Origin of the sequence: Pseudomonas sp. NPDC079367 (assembly GCF_044542195.1) — a bacterium.
Lineage (GTDB): Bacteria > Pseudomonadota > Gammaproteobacteria > Pseudomonadales > Pseudomonadaceae > Aquipseudomonas.
Genome location: NZ_JBITTW010000013.1, coordinates 18,332 through 35,831 on the forward strand (window position 1 = coordinate 18,332; position 17,500 = coordinate 35,831).

A 17,500-nucleotide genomic window follows, 5' to 3' on the forward strand; every position below is an offset into this window, starting at 1 on the left:
GCGCGAGCGCTCCTGACGAGCCTTCGGAACCGCCGCTGGACCGGACGGGATTGCGTCCTCTTAAACGTGATTCGCGCCAGGCAAGACTCCCATTGGGCCAAGCCCTAACTAAAACAGGATTACTCATGTCCTTTGCTTCCCTCGGTCTCTCCGAGGCTTTAGTCCGTGCCATCGAAGATGCGGGCTATACCGAGCCTACTCCGGTGCAACAGCGGGCCATTCCCGCCGTGTTGCAAGGTCGCGACCTGATGGTGGCGGCTCAGACAGGTACCGGTAAAACCGGCGGCTTCGCCCTTCCGATTCTGGAGCGGTTGTTCCCCAACGGTCACCCGGACAAATCCCAGCGTCACGGCCCGCGCCAACCGCGCGTGCTGGTCCTGACCCCGACCCGCGAACTCGCGGCCCAGGTGCACGAGAGCTTCAAGATCTACGCCCGTGACCTGAAATTCGTCAGCGCCTGCATCTTCGGCGGCGTCGGCATGAACCCGCAGGTCCAGGCCATGTCCCGTGGCGTCGACGTCCTCGTCGCCTGCCCGGGTCGTCTGCTCGATCTCGCCGGCCAGGGCAGCGTCGATCTGTCCCACGTGGAAATTCTCGTCCTCGACGAAGCCGACCGCATGCTCGACATGGGTTTTGTCCACGACGTGAAGAAAGTCCTCGCACGTCTGCCGGCCAAGCGTCAGAACCTGCTGTTCTCGGCGACTTTCTCCAAAGACATCACCGATCTTGCCGGCAAACTGCTGCACAACCCGGAACGCATCGAAGTCACGCCGCCGAACACCACGGTCGAGCGCATCGAGCAACGCGTGTTCCGCCTGCCGGCCAGCCACAAGCGTGCCCTGCTGGCGCACCTGATCACCGCCGGCGCGTGGGAACAGGTGCTGGTGTTCACCCGCACCAAGCACGGCGCCAACCGTCTCGCCGAATACCTGGACAAACACGGTCTGCCGGCGGTGGCGATTCACGGCAACAAGAGCCAGAACGCGCGCACCAAAGCTCTGGCCGACTTCAAGGCCGGCGAAGTGCGCATTCTGGTTGCTACCGACATTGCGGCCCGTGGCCTGGACATCGACCAGTTGCCGCATGTAGTCAACTTCGAGCTGCCGAACGTCGATGAAGACTACGTGCACCGTATCGGTCGTACCGGCCGTGCCGGTCGTTCGGGCGAGGCGATCTCGCTGGTCGCACCGGACGAAGAAAAACTGCTGAAAAGCATCGAGCGCATGACCAAGCAGAAGATCGCCGACGGCGACCTGATGGGCTTCGACTCCAGCACCATCGAAGCCGAGAAGCCGGAAGCCCGCGAGCGTCCGGACATCCGCAACCCGCGCAATTCCCGTGGCCCACGCGGCGACGGCCCGAATGGCGGTGGCGGTGGCGGCGGTCGCAAGGACAAAGGCAAGGACAAAGGCAAGGAAAAGCCGGCCGGTGAACGTGGCGAGCGCCCTGCCCGTCAGCAGAAGCCACGCGAAGGTACGCCGAGCCGCGAACAGCGTCCGAGTCAGCCACCGCGTGCAGCAGCTGACCGCGCTCCGGACGAGTTCCTCGACGACGATATCGATAACTTCGGTAACCGCGTTGATTACGTGCCGAAAGCCGCCCCTGCCGGGGGTCGTGGCCGTCGTCCGGGCGCTCCGGCGCAAGGCGCAGGCACTGGCGCACCTCGTGGTGGCCAGCCACAGGGTCGACAGAACGGCCCGCGCAACAGCAATGGCTCGACCACCGGCACGCCACCGGCCAAACGCAGCGGCCCGCGCAATGGCGCACCGCGTGACGGTCAGGGTCGTCGTGACGAATCCGCACCACGCAATCGCCGCCCGGCCCGTGACGATCAGCCGCGCAGCGAACCGGCCGTGCAGAACCCGCGCAGCAACGGCCCGAAGATCATGCACAAGGAATCGAAAGCCGACCGCTTCCCGACACCTGAGCAACTCGATCAACTGCCAAGCCGCCCGCGTGGCGAGAAACCAGCCTTGCTGACGCGCAATCGCTGAGTTTCATGCCGCAATGAAAAATGCCCCCGTTCGGAAGAACCGGGGCATTTTTCATAAGCGCTGCAAATCGCTTTGTGTAGGAGCTGCCGAAGGCTGCGATCTTTTGATCTTGATCTTGATCTTGATCTTCAAAAATCAAGATCAAGAGATCGCAGCCTTCGGCAGCTCCTACAACGGATCTGTGTTGCATCAATAAAAAACGCCCCCGGCCTTGCGACCGGGGGCGTTTTTATGTGGCGGCGAAAATTACTTCGCTTTCACACCTTCAAACGAAACATACAGCTCGACCGCATCGGACTTCGGACCGAGGTCTTTCTGCTTGCCGAAATCGGAACGCTTGATGGTGGTGGTGCCTTCGAAGCCGGCACGGTAGCCGCCCCATGGATCCTTGCCTTCGCCGAGGAAGGTTGCTTTCACGACCACTGGCTTGGTCACGCCCAGCAGGGTCAGGTCGCCGGTCACGTCAGCGGTATTGGCACCGGTGGACTTGACGCTGGTGGAAACGAAAGTGGCTTTGCCAAACTTGCTGGCGTTGAGGAAATCAGCGCTGGCGATGTGTTTGTCGCGCTCGGCGTGGTTGGTGAACACGCTGGCAGTGTTGACGTTGAACTCGATCTTGCTGTCTTCAGGCTTGGCAGCGTCGAAGCTGAATTTGCCGTCGATGTCCTTGAAGGTGCCGGTGATGTAGCTGTAGCCCAGGTGGCTGATCTTGAAGTCGACGAAGGCGTGCTGGCCTTCCTTGTCTACCACATAGTCAGCGGCCATTACGTTGGCGGACAGCACGGCAGAACCGATTGCCAGAGCGGCCAGAGTCTTTTTCAACATGCTTTCTTTTCCTTTGAGTCGAGGTTGAATTTCAGGCTTTGCGACCGAGCATCCGGGTGAGGGTCGCATCACGATCGATAAAGTGGTGCTTCAATGCTGCCAACGCATGGAGACCGGAAAAAATTACCAGTATCCACGCCAGCCAGAGATGAATCACCCCAGCGGTATCTGCCTGATCCGGTAGTCCGGAGAGCAGTGCAGGAACTTCAAACAGGCCAAACACCGGGATCCCGACACCGTCTGCGGTGGAAATCAGGTAACCGGCAATCATCACAGCGAACAGCGCCAGATACAGAAACCCATGGCCGAATTTAGCGCCAACGCGGGTCATGCGGCTGTAGCTTTGCAGCGTAGAAGGTGGCGGGCTGACGAAACGCCACAACACCCGCAACACCATCACACCGAGCAGCACCAGACCGATGCTTTTGTGCAGGTCCGGCGCGTCTTTGCGCCAGGTGCTGTAGTAATCCAGCCCTACCATCCACAGACCCAGCGCAAACAGCCCGAAGACCGCCAGCGCGACGCCCCAGTGCATGAAGATGCTGACCCAACCATAGCGCGAAGAAGAGTTACGTAGCTGCATTGCCCAAATCCTGTGAGAACTGCGAACCAAGACTAGCGAGTTACCTATCGAATTAAAGCGGAAAATTTCGCTTTGAAATATCGAGAAATACGATCAAGAGTCTGGAAGTGGCGTATTAAGGAAAGATTAAAGGCAAAAGTGTGGCGGGATGTTGTTGCAAGGCATCGGAATCGGAATGCCTGCGCCGGCCCCTTCGCGAGCAAGCCCGCTCCCACAGTGATTGCGTTCCAACTGAGGAAACACGGTCAAATGTGAGAGCAAGGCCACTCCCACAGCGATTGCATTCCAACAAGAAACACGGTCAAAAGTGGGAGCAAAGCCACTCCCACAGCGATTGCATTCCAACAAGAAACACAGTCAAAGGTGGAGCAAGGCCACTCCCACAGCGATTGCATTCCAACAAGAAACACGGTCAAAGGTGGGAGCGGGCTTGCTCGCGAACGCGGTCTCAGAGGCAAAAAAAAGCGCGGCATAAACGCCGCGCTTTTTCATTCACCGCAAGGCTTACTGCGCCTTGGTCTCGGTCGTTGCAGCAGGCTTGGCCGCTGGTTTCTTCGCCGGCTCAGCCTTTTTCGCCGCCGGTTTCGCGGCAGGCTTTTTGGTTTCGGTTTTCGCCGCAGGCTTCTTCGCCGCAGGCTTGGCCGCTGCTTTCTTCGCCGGTTCAGCTTTCGCTGGGGCCGCTGGCTTCGGTGCTTCCACCGGAGCTGGCGCCGGTGCCGGAGTCGGTGCAGGCGCTGGAGCAGGCGCCGGCTCTGGTGCTTTCACCGGCTCAGGCTTCTTCTCGTCATCCGAACCGCCGAACAGATTAGTGAAGAAGTTGCCCTTCTTCGCCGCTACGGCACCCGCCGCGCCTGCCGCTGCTGCAGCCGGAACAACTTTGACCGGTTCGAACGATTTGCCTGCCGCCAGATCTTCAACCTGACTGGCCGCACGCTGGCCGGTGCGCAGCGCGCCCTCCAGAGTGCCGGGGTACAAGGTGTCGGTGTGTTCGCCGGCGAACGCTACGCGTTGCAGCGGACGCTCCCACAGGCGCCAGAACTTGCTGATCTGCCCCGGGCCGTAAGCCAGGTAGGCGCCGCCCATCGACGGGTCGGTGCTGTAGCGACGGATTTCATAACCGGTGAACGAGCCACGGGCCTGTGGATAAAACGCGTGCAGACGGATCAGCACCTGATCGACCATCTGCTTGTCGCCGAACGCCTGCATCACGCGGGCGTTATCGCCGGAGAGGTTGATCACCACGTTGGCGCCGCCCTTGAGCGCCGGTTCGATCCAGAGCATGCCCAGGCCGGTATTGCTGTAGATCTCGCCGGACATGCGCGACTTGCTTTCCCACACTGGCGTCTTGAACTTCAGCATGATCTGGTCGCGCCAACCGTAGTTGGTACCTTTGATCGCCGCCAGGTGCTGAGCATCCAGCGCCGGGGTCAGGGCGATCTTGTTCAGTGCGCGCAACGGCACTGCCAGTACTACGTAATCAGCCTGATAGCCGACGCTGCCGACCTTGACGGTCACGCCGTCCTTGTCCTGGGTAATGGCCGAGACCGGCGAGCTGGTCTTGATGGTCTTGATCTGTTTGACGAACGCCTGGGCCAGCACCTGGCTGCCGCCGACCAGACGCGAGGCACGCAGGTCGCGGTCGGAAACACCACGATAGACGCGGTTTTGCTGTGCGAAATACAGCAGCGACAAACGCGAAGGTTCGTCGTAGTGGGTGCGAATGTCCTGGTTGATCAACTGACGCGCGGTGGGCGGCAGGTTCTGCTTGTCGAGCCAGCTGGATACGGTGATCTGATCCAGCGCATGCAGGGTGGCGGTCGCCGCCGGGTTCTGTGGATCGTCAATCGAGCGCGCCAGATCGTCGAGGGTTTTCTGGTAGCGCTTGAGTGCGTCCGCGGTGGCTGGCTGCTTGGTGGCCAGATCGGCGGCGGAGAAATAATCGCCGTCAATCAGGTAGCTCGGCGTACGGACGAATTCCGGCGCCGGCGTGGTGCCGAGCTTGAAGGTCGAGACGTACTTGTTCAGCACCGGCTGGGTCTTGTCGTTGCCGATCCACTCGCTGGTGGCCATGCCCGAGCGACCGCCCAGGCTCGGCTTGGCTTCCAGCAGGGTGACCTGCCAGCCCTTGTTCTGCAGCTCGTAAGCGGCAGTCAGACCCGACAGGCCGCCGCCGATCACGATTGCGGTTTTATCCTTGGCCAGCGCCGTAACGCTGAACAGCCCCAACATCACCAGCGCACAGGCGCGCAGCCAACCGACAGACATTCAGCGAACTCCGGAAAAACATGTGGGAAAAAGCAGTTTTGCGAGTCAGACGACTCAAGAACCGCGAAGAATACGTTAGCCATCAAAACGCCGCCAGCGACGTCTATCGGCTCAGACAAAGTAGCTCAATCGACACAATGGGTTGTTCCCGCGCGATGCATTGCATAGGCTTGCGCGATTGTTCGCCCGCGCCTGACGCGAGCCGCCTCGAGGAGACTGTAAATGGGCCTGAATAACCAGTGGATGCAACGCGATCTCGCGGTGTTGTGGCATCCCTGCACCCAGATGAAAGACCACGAACAGCTGCCGCTGATCCCGATCAAGCGCGGCGAAGGCGTCTGGCTCGAAGACTTCGAAGGCAAGCGCTACCTCGACGCGGTCAGCTCCTGGTGGGTCAACGTGTTCGGCCACGCCAACCCGCGTATCAACCAGCGCATCAAGGATCAGGTCGATCAACTCGAACATGTGATTTTGGCCGGTTTCAGCCATCAACCGGTGATCGAGCTGTCCGAGCGTCTGGTGAAGATGACGCCGCAAGGCCTGAATCGGGTGTTCTACGCCGACAACGGCTCGTCGTGCATCGAAGTCGCGCTGAAGATGAGCTTTCACTACTGGCTCAATCGCGGCCAGCCAAACAAAAAGCGCTTCGTCACCCTGACCAACAGCTACCACGGCGAAACCATGGCAGCGATGGCGGTTGGCGACGTGCCGCTGTTCACCGAGACCTACAAAGCCCTGTTGATGGACACCATCAAAGTGCCGAGCCCGGATTGCTATCTGCGCCCCGACGGCATGAGCTGGGAAGAACACTCACGCAACATGTTCACCGCCATGGAACAGACCCTCGCGGAAAATCATGACAGCGTCGCTGCGGTGATCGTCGAGCCACTGATTCAGGGCGCCGGCGGCATGCGCATGTATCACCCGGTCTACCTCAAACTGTTGCGCGAGGCCTGCGACCGTTACGGCGTGCACCTGATTCATGACGAAATCGCCGTCGGTTTCGGTCGCACCGGGACAATGTTTGCCTGCGAGCAGGCCGGCATCCGCCCGGACTTCCTCTGCCTGTCGAAAGCCCTGACCGGCGGCTATCTGCCGCTGGCGGCGTGCCTGACCACCGATGAGGTCTACAGCGCCTTCTACGACGACTACCCGACCCTGCGCGCCTTCCTGCATTCGCACAGCTACACCGGCAACCCGCTGGCGTGCGCGGCAGCATTGGCGACGCTGGATATCTTCGAGCAGGACAACGTCATCGAGAACAACCAGGCCCTGGCCCAGCGCATGGCTTCGGCGACGGCCCATCTGGTCGATCACCCCAACGTCTCCGAAGTGCGCCAGACCGGCATGGTCCTGGCCATCGAGATGGTCAAGGATAAAGCCAGCAAAGAGGCCTACCCTTGGCAGGAACGCCGTGGTTTGAAGGTGTTCCAGCATGCGTTGGAACGTGGCGCATTGCTGCGGCCGCTGGGCAGCGTGGTGTATTTCCTGCCGCCGTATGTGATCACCCCGGAGCAGATCGATTTTCTGGCAGAAGTGGCGAGTGAAGGCATTGATATCGCCACGCGTGACAGCGTCAGCGTGGCGGTGCCAAAAGACTTCCACCCCGGCTTCCGCGATCCGGGCTGAAAAATCATCCAAGATCTGTAGTGCCTGGCGGCCGCTTTCGCGAGCAAGCCCGCTCCCACAGGGGAATGCATTTCAAGTGTGGGAGCGGGCTTGCTCGCGAATGAAGTCGACGCCGATCCAACTGATTCATATTTGCAGAGACCCGAAATGAGACTGTCCCGCTTCTTTATCGACGCCCCGCTGAGCACCGGCGAACATGAACTGCCGGAAGCCCAGGCGCATTACATCAGCCGCGTGCTGCGCATGGCCGAGGGCGATGCGGTGCAGTTGTTCGACGGCTCCGGCCATGAATTTCGCGGATCGCTGGTGGACGTTGGCAAGAAGCGCGTCGTCGTGCAGATCGACGAGCAATTCGCCGGGCAGGTCGAATCGCCGCTGCACATCCACCTCGGCCAGGGCTTGTCCCGGGGCGAGCGCATGGACTGGGCGATTCAGAAAGCCACCGAACTGGGCGTGAATGAAATCACCCCGATCTTCAGCGATCGCTGCGAAGTCCGTCTCAAGGACGAACGCGCCGACAAACGCCTGCTGCACTGGCGCCAGGTGGCGATCAGCGCCTGCGAACAGTGCGGGCGCTCACGGGTGCCGGTGATTCATCCGCCGGTGTTGCTGGCGGACTGGATCAAGCAGACCGAAGCCGAGTTGAAACTGGTGCTGCACCCGGTGGCAGAGCCGTTGGTGAGTCATGCCAAACCGGCGACGCTGGCGTTCCTGATCGGGCCGGAAGGTGGCTTGACGGACGGCGAAGTCGAGCAGGCCAAAGGCAATGGCTTCCACGCCGCCCGCCTCGGCCCACGCGTGTTGCGCACCGAGACCGCGCCGGTGGTTGCGCTGGCGGTAGCCCAGCAACTTTGGGGGGATTTCTAAACCTTTTTGCCGGGCTGCATTCCCACGCTCTGCGTGGGAATGCAGCCCGGGGACGCTCTGCGTCCCAAACAGCGTGACGCAGAGCGTCACAGGAGGCGTTACCACGCAGAGCGTGGGAACGATCAGTCACAGGGATTGCATTTACAGGACGTAAAACAGAATCGCGACAAAGTGCAGCAAGCTCCCGGCAATCACGAACAGATGCCAGATCCCATGTGCATGCCGCAGCCGGTGATCAAGGGCAAAAAAGATAATCCCCACCGTATACAACACCCCGCCCGACGCCAGCCAGGCAAACCCCGCCGTGCCCAGCGCGGCAATCAACGGCTTGACCGCGACCAGCACGATCCAGCCCATCACCGCGTAAATCACGATCGACAGAATCCGCGCCTCCGAGCGCGGTTTGATTTCCTGCAGGATGCCGATCAGCGCCAGCCCCCAGACGATTCCGAACAGCGTCCAGCCCCATGGCCCGCGCAGGGTTACCAGACAAAACGGTGTGTAGCTGCCGGCGATCAGCAGGTAGATCGAAAAATGATCGACCTTCTTCATGATCGCCTTCTTGCGCCCGCGCACGCTGTGGTACACGGTCGATGCGCTGTAGAGCACCAGCAGGGTGAACGCGTAGATCGCCACGCTGACAATCTTCCACGGACTGCCGTCGAGACTGGCGATCACCAGCATCCACACGCCGCCAATAAACGCCGCCACCGCTCCGACCAGGTGGGTCCAGGCGTTGAGTTTTTCCCCGTGATACATGTGTCGCCTTCCTCATAGTCGCTACCGCAAGCGCGCAAGGCTCGGGCCTTGAGCGTAAAAGCGCAATGTTTCTGTTCAACCTCGCCTGCGCGGCACGCGGGAATTGGGCACAATCGGTCGATACCAAAAAGAGTCCGCGCCATGCTGATCGACGAAGAATTGACCCTGAAAAAACTTGAGGTGTTCCTCGCCTTCATGCGCACCGGCAACCTCGCCCGCGCCGCCGCCGAACTGCAGACCAGCAACGTCAGCGTGCACCGCGCCATTCACTCGCTGGAAAGCGCGCTGCGCTGCCCGCTGTTCAAACACGAAGGGCGCAACCTGACGCCGCTGGAAAGCGCCTATGTGCTGGAAGAGCGTGCGCAGAAGCTGATCAACGACGTGGTCGACAGCGTGCGCCTGACCCGCGAAGCCGCCGGGTTCTCTGCCGAGCGCTTCAAGCTTGGCTCGCTGTATTCGCTGACGGTGAAGACCGTGCCGCAGCTGATCATGGGCCTGAAAATCCGCCGCAGCGAACTCAACATCGACCTGATCCTCGGCTCGAACATCGACCTGCTCTACAAGCTGAAAAACATGGAAGTGGATGCGATTCTGGTGTCGCTGGACGACAGCATCAACGATCCGGATTGCGAGCAGATTGCGCTGTTTTCCGACGACATTTTCCTCGCCACCCCGGCGGATTCGAAGTTTGCTCAACGCAGTGAAGTCGATTTGGCGGAAGTGCGCGACGAGACTTTCATCACCTTGACCCAGGGCTTCGCCACCCATCAGGACGGTGTGCGGGTGTTCAAGCAGGCGGGGTTCGAGCCGAAAGTGGCGATGCAGGTCAATGACATCTTCACCCTGCTGAGCATGGTCAGCTCAGGGGTGGGGTACGCCTTGTTGCCGGGGCGGATTGCGGCGGTGTACGAGAATCGGGTGAAGCTGATTCCGTTGCAGGAGAAGTACCGCTTGCAGCAGCACATCGGCGTGGTGTTTCTGAAGGCCAAGGAGCGCGATCCGAATTTGCTGGCGTTGCTGGCGGAGTGTCGGATGTATGCCAACCGCCAGGCGAGCCCATGATCGTTCCCACGCTCTGCGTGGGAATGCCTCAATGGACGCTCTGCGTCCGCTTTGGGACGCGGAGCGTCCCGGGCTGCATTCCCACGCAGAGCGTGGGAACGATCAGCGTGAGCTCGGTCAGCCCATCAACCCGCGCATCGCCAGAAACAACAGCGAAGGCCCGAGCAGGCACCCTAGCGCGGTGTAGAACGCCGCCGTCAGGCAACCATAAGGCACCAGCTTCGGATCGGTGGCCGCCAACCCGCCGGCGACGCCGCTGGAGGTGCCCATCAAACCGCCAAAAATCACCGCGCTACGTGGATTGTTCAGGCCGATCATCGGCGCCACGAACGGTGTCATCACCATTACCAGAATCGCCTTGATCAGACCCGCCGCAATCGACAACGCCATCACTTCGGAACTCGCACCAATCGCCGCCCCCGTCACCGGACCGACGATATAGGTCACGGCACCCGCGCCAATGGTGGTCAGGCTCACCGCATCGGTATAGCCGAACGCCATCGCCACGCCGACACCCGCGACGAAAGAAGTGCCTACCCCCACGAACAGCGCCAGCACACCCACAAGCCCGGCCCGTTTGAGCTCATCGACGCTGACACCGAACGCGGTGGCAACAATCGCGAAATCACGCAGCATCGCACCGCCGAGCAGGCCAATGCCCGACAGCAGCGGAATATCGACCACGCCCTTCTGCCCACCGGTGAGCGCGCCGCCGATATACGACAGCACCAGCCCGAGCAGAATGGCGATCGCCGAGCCGTGCAGACGACCCTTGGTGAAGGTGTTGGACATCCAGTAGGACACCCACATGGTCAGGCCGACAATCAAAAAGCCGCTGATCAGACCGTAGCCGGTGATCACTTTCATCATTGATTCGTACATGGCGATCACCCCGCAGTCTTGGCTGGAGCAATCGGCGTCTGTTGCTTGTTGCCCATGCGTGTCAGCACCGGCACCAGAGCAAAAGCGATCACTACAGCGAGGGTTCCGGCCAGAATCGCCATCGGCCCGCCCTTCAGCGCACCGTAGACATTCTGCTGCGCGGCCATGGCGACCACGATGGGAATGTAGATCGCGCTCCAGAACTCCACGCCCTGCTCGGTCTTGCCCTTGAGCCAGCCGCTTTTATAGAGATAGCTGCCGAGGCCGATCAACAGCAGCATCGCAATACCGACACCGCCGACGTTGGCCGGCACGCCGATCAGCTTGCCGAGCAGTTCACCGACCCAGATACCGACCAGCGTACAAAAGGCGAGAAACGCCACACCGTAAATAATCATTGTTGTAGTCCTCAAAGTGCATCGTCGAATGTTGTTTTTGTTGTTCGAAGCTTGAGTCGCGGCGGTTTTAGAGTTGGCGGCCACCCTCCTCTCGCAACAGCGCTTGCAGGGTGTCGAGGCGGGCACTGTCGAAGGCAGTGACGGTGCCCTGCTCGAACACCCGGCGCGCCAGCCCGGTCAGCACCGCGCCGGGCGGCAGTTCGATCTGTAAACGTACGCCGCGCTCGTAGGCGCTTTGCACGGTGCCGCGCCAGTCCACCACGCGGCACATGTTGAAAGCGAGGTCGTCGCGCAAGGCCTCCGGCTTGATTACCGGACGCGCACGGCTACCACTGAGGTATGCGATTTTCGGCGTTTTAACCGCAACCCCGGCGAAGGCTTCGGCGAGGGTTTGCGCCGGTTCGTCCAGCAGCGGACAGTGCGACGGCACACTCACCGCCAGGCGCTTCGCCAGACCGGCGCCGCGACTGCGCGCCAGTTCAGCCACCGTTTGCATGGCCCTGTCGCTACCGGCAATCACCACTTGGTTATCGGCATTGATGTTGGCCAGATACACCGGCGAATCCTCGCTGTGAACCTGCGCCAGCAGCGTTTCGACGGTGGATAACTGCAAGCCGATGATCGCGGTCATGCCGTAGCCCTGTGGATAAGCCTGCTGCATCAGCTCACCGCGCAGGCTGACCAGATGCAACGCATCGCTGAAACTCAAGGCTCCCGCCACCACTGCTGCCGGGTATGCGCCGATGGACAGGCCGGCGACGTAATCCGCGCTCAGCCCATCCTGCAATAACTGCCGAGAAGCAGCGACACCGGCGATCAGCAGGCACAGCTGCACCGCTCTGGTCGCGCGCAATGCCTCGGCTGAATCCAGCAGCGCAACATCTTCGCCGAGCACATCACTGGCCTCGACCAGTGTTTCGCGAGGCAAACGCTGGAGCATGCCGGCTTGCTGCGCGCCCTGGCCGGGGAACACCAGCAGACTGCTCACGCTGCCTGCTCCTGCGGGTGCCACGGATTCGTCACCAATACTGCCTGATGCGCATTTTTCAGCAGGACACGCGCCGAGCCACTGGCCCATTCGCGCAAAGCCACGGCACCGAGCGGCGTCTGCAATTGCATGTCGACCCGGCACGCAGTTTGATCAAAAAGCGCGACCAGTTCGCGCGCCTGATCACGGCCGATCATCTGCGGCGCACGCAGAATCAGATCAAGATCACTGGCCGCGTGCATCGCTCTGAAACCACTGGCCAATTCAAACCCGACACTGCCGCTGACACCCCAGACCGAACCGCAGTCATCGAGCATCGGCCGCAATTGTCTGAGCGCTTGCATGACCGGCAGATCACGCGCGCTGTCGACATGACACAACGCTTCAGGACTGACCCGCCGCACAATCGAATCGACGCGCATGAACGCCGCCAGCCGCTGCTCACGCAGCAACCCACGCACGCCGACCGCGACAAAACCGTCAGCACTCAACGCCCGGCGCACCACCACCGGTTGCCCGGCGGCCAGCGAATCAACTGCCCACTGTGGCGCATCCGCCGGCAACTGCGCCGGGGTCATGCCCCAGAGCAGATCGTGGGCCATGGGCTGGTTCACCACTGCGCCCTCAGCAATTCGCGGACTTTGCTGGAAGCTGCACGATTGCTCGCGCCGAGGCGGCCTTTCAAATAGGTGCCGGTGATATCAGCAATGGCTTGCTTGAGGCATTCGCTGACCCGCGCCAGATCCTCCGCCGTCGGTTGTTCGATCTGCTGCACCGAGAGGGTTTCCCAGAGCAGACCGAGGCTGGCGTAGCTGTCGATGTCATAAGCCATCGGCGGTACGCTGGAGGCCAGCGCTTCCAGCTCCTCGACACTGCGCAAGGTGACCCGCGCCGCCGAAGCCTTGCCCATCGCATGCACCATCACCCCGGGATCGCGCAAAGCAATCAGGCGATTGGCCTGATAACCGTGGGCCAGAAATGCACCCGACATGGCCTTGCCCACCAGCAGCGCAATCACCGGATGGCCGGCCAGCCGCGCACGGGCATAACTGCCCGCCGCGCCGGCCAGCGCCTGATGAATGCCGAGCGCTTCTTCGCGCCGACCATAGGCCTGGCTCGGCACATCGACGATGGCGATGATCGGGCGCTTTTGCGCGTTATCGCGATCAGCGCTGATCGCGTCATCCACAGCCTTGGCCAGCCCCCAGCCTTCGAGCAAGCCGACTTCGCCGTTGCGAGCGCGGGGAAAGCGATTGTCCGGGTCGGCGACCACGGCGATAAAACGCCCGAGTTCACCGTCAGCGACTTTCAACGACGCCGGCAGGCCTTCGACGTTTTTAGCACCCGCGCTCAGAGCGTTGAACCAGTGCAAACCGCGCAATGAATAACCACTCATGAGCGCTCTCCTTGATACAGATCGCGAACCACCGAAGGCTCGATTTGCTTGTCCGTGTCCAGACTCGCCAGGCGTTGCAGAAACCACTCGGCGCGTTGACTGCGCGGCTGTGCCGGCAGACCTTGCTGGAGCAGTTCACTCACCTGCTGACGAATCTGCGCCACATCATCGCCGACATAACGGTCCACCAGTCCCGTGTTGAACCGCTGTTCGCCGCCGGTCAGGCTCCAGATGAATGGGCGGTCGCGAGAGTCGTATTCCTCGATCCCGGCTTCCTGCTCGATCACTTGCGGGCCGTTCAATCCGAGGCGCGCTTCCTGAGTCACCAGCAGATAACTGCACAGCGCAGCGGCAATCGACATGCCGCCAAAGCAACCGACGCTGCCGGCGACCACGCCGACCACGGGTTGGTATTGCTGCAAATCGACAATCGCCGCGTGAATATCGGCAATCGCCGCGAGGCCGAGATTGGCTTCCTGCAAGCGCACGCCACCGGTTTCCAGCAGCAGCACTGCGCGGGTCGGGATGCCTTTGCGGTTGTCTTCGGCGGCCAGCTCCAGCGCCCCGGCAATTTTCGCCCCGCCGACTTCGCCAAGGCTGCCGCCCTGAAACGCGCCTTCGACCGCGGCAATCACTACTGGCAAACCGTCGAGGCTGCCCTTGGCGATGATTACGCCGTCATCGGCCTGCGGCACTACGCCCTGGCGCTCAAGCCATGGCGACATGACCCGTTGAAACGGATCGAGCAGTTCGCGAAACGTCCCGGCGTCGAGCAAGGCCTTCGCCCGCTGCCGCGCGCCGAGTTCGACGAAGCTGTGTTTGTTGAGCAACGCGGCGCTGTCAGTCATGGCCGATCTCCTCGAAACCCTGTTCCAGACGCAAGCGCACCACCCCCGGCGTCGCGCCAAAATCGTGGATGTCGATGGCCATCGCCGGTGGCGTGGTGCCATCGAACATCCGCGCAAACAGATGCTGCCAGCGCTGTTGCGCGCCGTTGACCGAGGTCTGCACGTTGATCGTCAGTTTGCCGGCCAGGCCCGGTTCGATCAGCACTTCCAGATCCCCCGAGCCGACACAACCGACCAGCGCACGCCCGCGTGGCGGCTGCCCGGCGGGGAATTCAAACGATAGGCTTTCCATCAAAACGCTCCCTGCAAGATGCCGTCGCGCTCGATTCGGTCGAGCAGCAGCGTGGCGGCGAGCAAGTCGGCGGCACCACCGGGCGAGGCATTCAATGCGATGAGTTGTTGATCCAGTTCGTGCAATCGGCGGCGGCCGCTGAGGCTGGCGCTGCCACCGGCATCGAGCACCGCTTGCGCGCCGGACTGCATGGCCTGCAGGCCGGGTTCGCCGGCGCGGTAGAGCACGCAGGTGTCGGCCAGTTCGGTCATGATCGCCAGCAAGGCGTCGAGCCGGGCGTTCTGTTCGCCGTGGCCGCTGGCGCGGCTTTTGTGCAGCTGCGGCAGGCCGCGTTGCAGCACGGACGGGAAGCCGAGTTGCGCTTCTTCCCGAGCGCCGCGTGCGCCGTAACGCTGGGCGACTTGTGCGCCGTGGCTGAGCGGTTTCGGTGCGTAGCGGTCGTCGAGCAATGCCAGGCGCGCGGCACACAGGGCGACGGATTTCGGTTGCAGCGCGGCGGCCGTCACCAACAGTCCCAACGCCCAGATCGCACCGCGATGGGTGTTGACGCCGTTAGTGGTCGCGAGCATCGCTTGCTCGCCTTCACGGCCGATGCGGCCAATCGCTTCGCGCAATGGCAGACCGACTTCGCCAATGTTCAGCGCTGCCTCGGCCATTTCCTTGAATGCCGGCCACAAGGCCAACGCCGACGCGTGCATCAGGCCCAGGTGCAGATCGGTGTGCGCGCCATTGCCGCGACGGTCGACCAGCGCCGGTTTCGGCGACAGATCCGCTTCGTCGATCAGCGCGTCCACCGCCAGATCGGCCAAGCGGTCAGCCAGCGACAGCGGTTGTGCTTGCAGGTTGAATGCGTGCATTACCAGCTCCTGAATTTGGCGGGCGGGTTGTACAGGCCGCCGGACCACTCGACCAGATCGGCCACGCTTTTCGCCGCGAGCAATTCGCGCGTGGCGTCAGTGCGGCGGATGCCGAGGTCTTCGGGCAGGGCGATCAGGCCCTCGCGGCGCATGCGTTCGGTGTCTTTCGGGTTGTGTCGCAGGCCGATGGCAGTAACTCCGGCGACCGCTGCGATCATCGCCTGGCGCTCTTCCAGCGAGCGCGCCTTGTACAGGTAGGCGATGCCTTCTTCGGTGAGCAGGTGGGTAACGTCGTCGCCGTAGATCATGATCGGCGCCAGCGGCATGCCGCTTTTCTTCGCCACCTCCACGGCGTCGAGGGTTTCGACGAAGGTCGGTTTGCCGCCCTCCTGGAAGGTCTCGACCATTTGCACCACGAGTTTCTTGCCACGTTCGAGCATCGGTTGCGGCCCATCGGCGTGGCGCATGTCCAGCCACGCCGGGGTGCCGTGACGGCGACCGCGCGGGTCGTGGCCCATGTTCGGCGCGCCACCGAAACCGGCCAGACGACCCCGGGTCACGGTCGAGGAATGGCCGTCGCCATCGACCTGCAGCGTCGCGCCGATAAACAGATCCACCGCGTACTGCCCGGCGAGTTGGCAGACCATACGATTGGAACGCAGCGAGCCGTCGCGGCCGGTGAAGAACACGTCCGGCCGGGCGGCGATGTAGTTTTCCATGCCCAGTTCGGTGCCGAAGCAATGCACGCTTTCGACCCAGCCGCTTTCGATCGCCGGGATCAGCGTCGGGTGCGGGTTGAGGGTCCAGTTGCGGCAGATCTTGCCTTTGAGGCCGAGGGATTCGCCGTAGGTCGGCAGGATCAGCTCAATGGCGGCGGTGTTGAAACCGATGCCGTGGTTGAGCGACTGCACGTTGTGTTTTTCGTAGATCCCGCGAATCGCCATCATCGCCATCAGCACATGTACAGGCTTGATGTGGCGCGGGTCGCGAGTGAACAACGGTTCGATGTAGAACGGCTTGTCGGCGACCACGACAAAATCGACCCATGAAGCGGGAATGTCTACGCGCGGCAGTTCGCTGACGTCGTCGACCAACTGGTTGACCTGAACGATGACGATGCCGTCGCTGAATGCGGCCGGTTCGATCAATGCCGGGGTGTCTTCGGTGCTCGGGCCGGTGTAGATGTTGCCGGCGCGGTCGGCCATGAACCCGGCCGAGAGCACGACGTTGGGGATCAGGTCCACCACCAGCCGTGCATAGAGTTCGATGTAAGTGTGGATCGCGCCGACTTCGAGCAGGCCGTCTTCGAGCAACTGGCTGATGCGCAGGCTCTGGGTGCCAGCGAAGGAGAAATCGAGCTTGCGGGCGATGCCGCGTTCGAACAGGTCGAGGTGCTCCGAACGGCCGACGCTGGGCATGATCATGTGCAGGTCATGGAGCTTGGCCGGATCGGCCTTGGCCAGCGAACGCGAGAGGAAATCCGCCTGCTTCTGGTTGTTGCCCTCCAGCACCACACGGTCGCCGAGATGGATCAGCGCTTCGAGCGCGGCGACGATCTTGTCGCTGGGCAACACCGCACCATCGGCCAGCCCGCGCACCTTGTCGAGCCGACGCTGCTTCTCGTCACGCCGCCGCGTCCAGCGCGAGTCGGGGGTAGTTGTTGTTGTCATGCTCACTCCACGGGTTCGCTGTCGTGGAGCCAAGGTAGGCGTGTGCGATGAGGGCATCAATCAAGCTGGATGGTGAATCATTACGCTGAGCGTAACGGACAAGCTGAAGCCCCTGTAGAAGCTGTCGAGTGAAACGAGGCTGCGATCTTTTGATCGTTCCCACGCTCCGCGTGGGAACGATCGAA

Annotated in this window: 17 protein-coding genes; 4 read left to right on the forward strand and 13 right to left on the reverse strand. The window is 61.9% G+C overall.

What is annotated here, in order from left to right; translation table 11 throughout:
- The first annotated feature begins 125 nt into the window (after positions 1-125).
- Positions 126-1,994, forward strand: a complete 1,869-nt coding sequence (locus tag ACIGDJ_RS13250) for a DEAD/DEAH box helicase (protein ID WP_101161167.1) — start codon at positions 126-128, stop codon at positions 1,992-1,994.
- Positions 1,995-2,240: 246 nt separating this feature from the next.
- On the opposite strand, the gene ACIGDJ_RS13255 is transcribed toward ACIGDJ_RS13250, so the two are convergent.
- The 3 genes from ACIGDJ_RS13255 to ACIGDJ_RS13265 form a co-directional block, all read right to left on the reverse strand.
- Complete coding sequence (locus tag ACIGDJ_RS13255) at positions 2,241-2,819, reverse strand: YceI family protein (RefSeq protein WP_039757580.1); 579 nt, start codon at positions 2,817-2,819, stop codon at positions 2,241-2,243.
- Positions 2,820-2,850: 31 nt separating this feature from the next.
- A complete protein-coding gene (locus ACIGDJ_RS13260) occupies positions 2,851-3,402 on the reverse strand; it encodes a cytochrome b (RefSeq protein ID WP_101161170.1) in 552 nt (183 codons plus the stop codon).
- A gap of 504 nt (positions 3,403-3,906) precedes the next feature.
- Positions 3,907-5,667: a flavin monoamine oxidase family protein gene (locus ACIGDJ_RS13265; protein ID WP_397478631.1), complete on the reverse strand. Its 1,761-nt coding sequence runs from the start codon at positions 5,665-5,667 to the stop codon at positions 3,907-3,909.
- 222 nt (positions 5,668-5,889) lie between these two features.
- Here ACIGDJ_RS13265 and ACIGDJ_RS13270 point away from each other — a divergent pair, with 222 nt between their 5' ends.
- Both ACIGDJ_RS13270 and ACIGDJ_RS13275 read left to right on the forward strand, forming a co-directional pair.
- Positions 5,890-7,296: an adenosylmethionine--8-amino-7-oxononanoate transaminase gene (locus tag ACIGDJ_RS13270; RefSeq protein ID WP_397478632.1), complete on the forward strand. Its 1,407-nt coding sequence runs from the start codon at positions 5,890-5,892 to the stop codon at positions 7,294-7,296.
- 147 nt (positions 7,297-7,443) lie between these two features.
- Positions 7,444-8,163 (forward strand): 16S rRNA (uracil(1498)-N(3))-methyltransferase, encoded by a 720-nt coding sequence (locus ACIGDJ_RS13275; protein ID WP_101161176.1) that lies wholly within the window; start codon positions 7,444-7,446, stop codon positions 8,161-8,163.
- 141 nt (positions 8,164-8,304) lie between these two features.
- Here ACIGDJ_RS13275 and ACIGDJ_RS13280 read toward each other — a convergent pair whose 3' ends face one another.
- Entirely contained in the window at positions 8,305-8,922 is a 618-nt protein-coding gene (locus ACIGDJ_RS13280) for a hemolysin III family protein (protein ID WP_007964065.1), read from the reverse strand.
- Between the two features lie 141 nt (positions 8,923-9,063).
- Here ACIGDJ_RS13280 and ACIGDJ_RS13285 point away from each other — a divergent pair, with 141 nt between their 5' ends.
- Positions 9,064-9,984 carry a LysR substrate-binding domain-containing protein gene (locus ACIGDJ_RS13285; protein ID WP_397478633.1) on the forward strand — a complete coding sequence of 307 codons (921 nt, stop codon included), beginning with the start codon at positions 9,064-9,066 and terminating at the stop codon, positions 9,982-9,984.
- A 117-nt stretch (positions 9,985-10,101) separates the two neighbouring features.
- Here the strand turns inward: ACIGDJ_RS13285 and madM are convergent, their stop codons facing one another.
- The 9 genes from madM to mdcA all read right to left on the reverse strand — a co-directional run bounded on the left by madM (position 10,102) and on the right by mdcA (position 17,315).
- Positions 10,102-10,866: a malonate transporter subunit MadM gene (madM, locus tag ACIGDJ_RS13290; RefSeq protein ID WP_024014642.1), complete on the reverse strand. Its 765-nt coding sequence runs from the start codon at positions 10,864-10,866 to the stop codon at positions 10,102-10,104.
- Between the two features lie 5 nt (positions 10,867-10,871).
- Positions 10,872-11,264, reverse strand: a complete 393-nt coding sequence (madL, locus tag ACIGDJ_RS13295; RefSeq protein ID WP_101161179.1) for a malonate transporter subunit MadL — start codon at positions 11,262-11,264, stop codon at positions 10,872-10,874.
- A gap of 67 nt (positions 11,265-11,331) precedes the next feature.
- Positions 11,332-12,252, reverse strand: coding sequence for a malonate decarboxylase subunit epsilon (gene mdcH, locus ACIGDJ_RS13300; protein WP_101161181.1), 921 nt, complete (start codon positions 12,250-12,252; stop codon positions 11,332-11,334).
- Entirely contained in the window at positions 12,249-12,869 is a 621-nt protein-coding gene (locus ACIGDJ_RS13305) for a malonate decarboxylase holo-ACP synthase (RefSeq protein ID WP_101161183.1), read from the reverse strand. The genes mdcH and ACIGDJ_RS13305 overlap by 4 nt, the downstream gene beginning before the upstream one ends.
- On the reverse strand, positions 12,863-13,648 hold the full coding sequence (gene mdcE, locus ACIGDJ_RS13310; RefSeq protein WP_397478634.1) for a biotin-independent malonate decarboxylase subunit gamma: 786 nt from the start codon (positions 13,646-13,648) through the stop codon (positions 12,863-12,865). The genes ACIGDJ_RS13305 and mdcE overlap by 7 nt, the downstream gene beginning before the upstream one ends.
- Positions 13,645-14,496, reverse strand: coding sequence for a biotin-independent malonate decarboxylase subunit beta (locus ACIGDJ_RS13315; protein ID WP_101161187.1), 852 nt, complete (start codon positions 14,494-14,496; stop codon positions 13,645-13,647). The genes mdcE and ACIGDJ_RS13315 overlap by 4 nt, the downstream gene beginning before the upstream one ends.
- On the reverse strand, positions 14,489-14,788 hold the full coding sequence (locus tag ACIGDJ_RS13320; protein WP_056786420.1) for a malonate decarboxylase subunit delta: 300 nt from the start codon (positions 14,786-14,788) through the stop codon (positions 14,489-14,491). The genes ACIGDJ_RS13315 and ACIGDJ_RS13320 overlap by 8 nt, the downstream gene beginning before the upstream one ends.
- The gene (locus tag ACIGDJ_RS13325) at positions 14,788-15,645 is read right to left on the reverse strand and encodes a triphosphoribosyl-dephospho-CoA synthase (protein ID WP_101161190.1); all 858 of its coding nucleotides are present in this window, start codon (positions 15,643-15,645) and stop codon (positions 14,788-14,790) included. The genes ACIGDJ_RS13320 and ACIGDJ_RS13325 overlap by 1 nt, the downstream gene beginning before the upstream one ends.
- Complete coding sequence (mdcA, locus tag ACIGDJ_RS13330) at positions 15,645-17,315, reverse strand: malonate decarboxylase subunit alpha (protein WP_397504562.1); 1,671 nt, start codon at positions 17,313-17,315, stop codon at positions 15,645-15,647. Before mdcA ends, ACIGDJ_RS13325 begins: the two co-directional genes overlap by 1 nt.
- Positions 17,316-17,500: the final 185 nt, after the last annotated feature.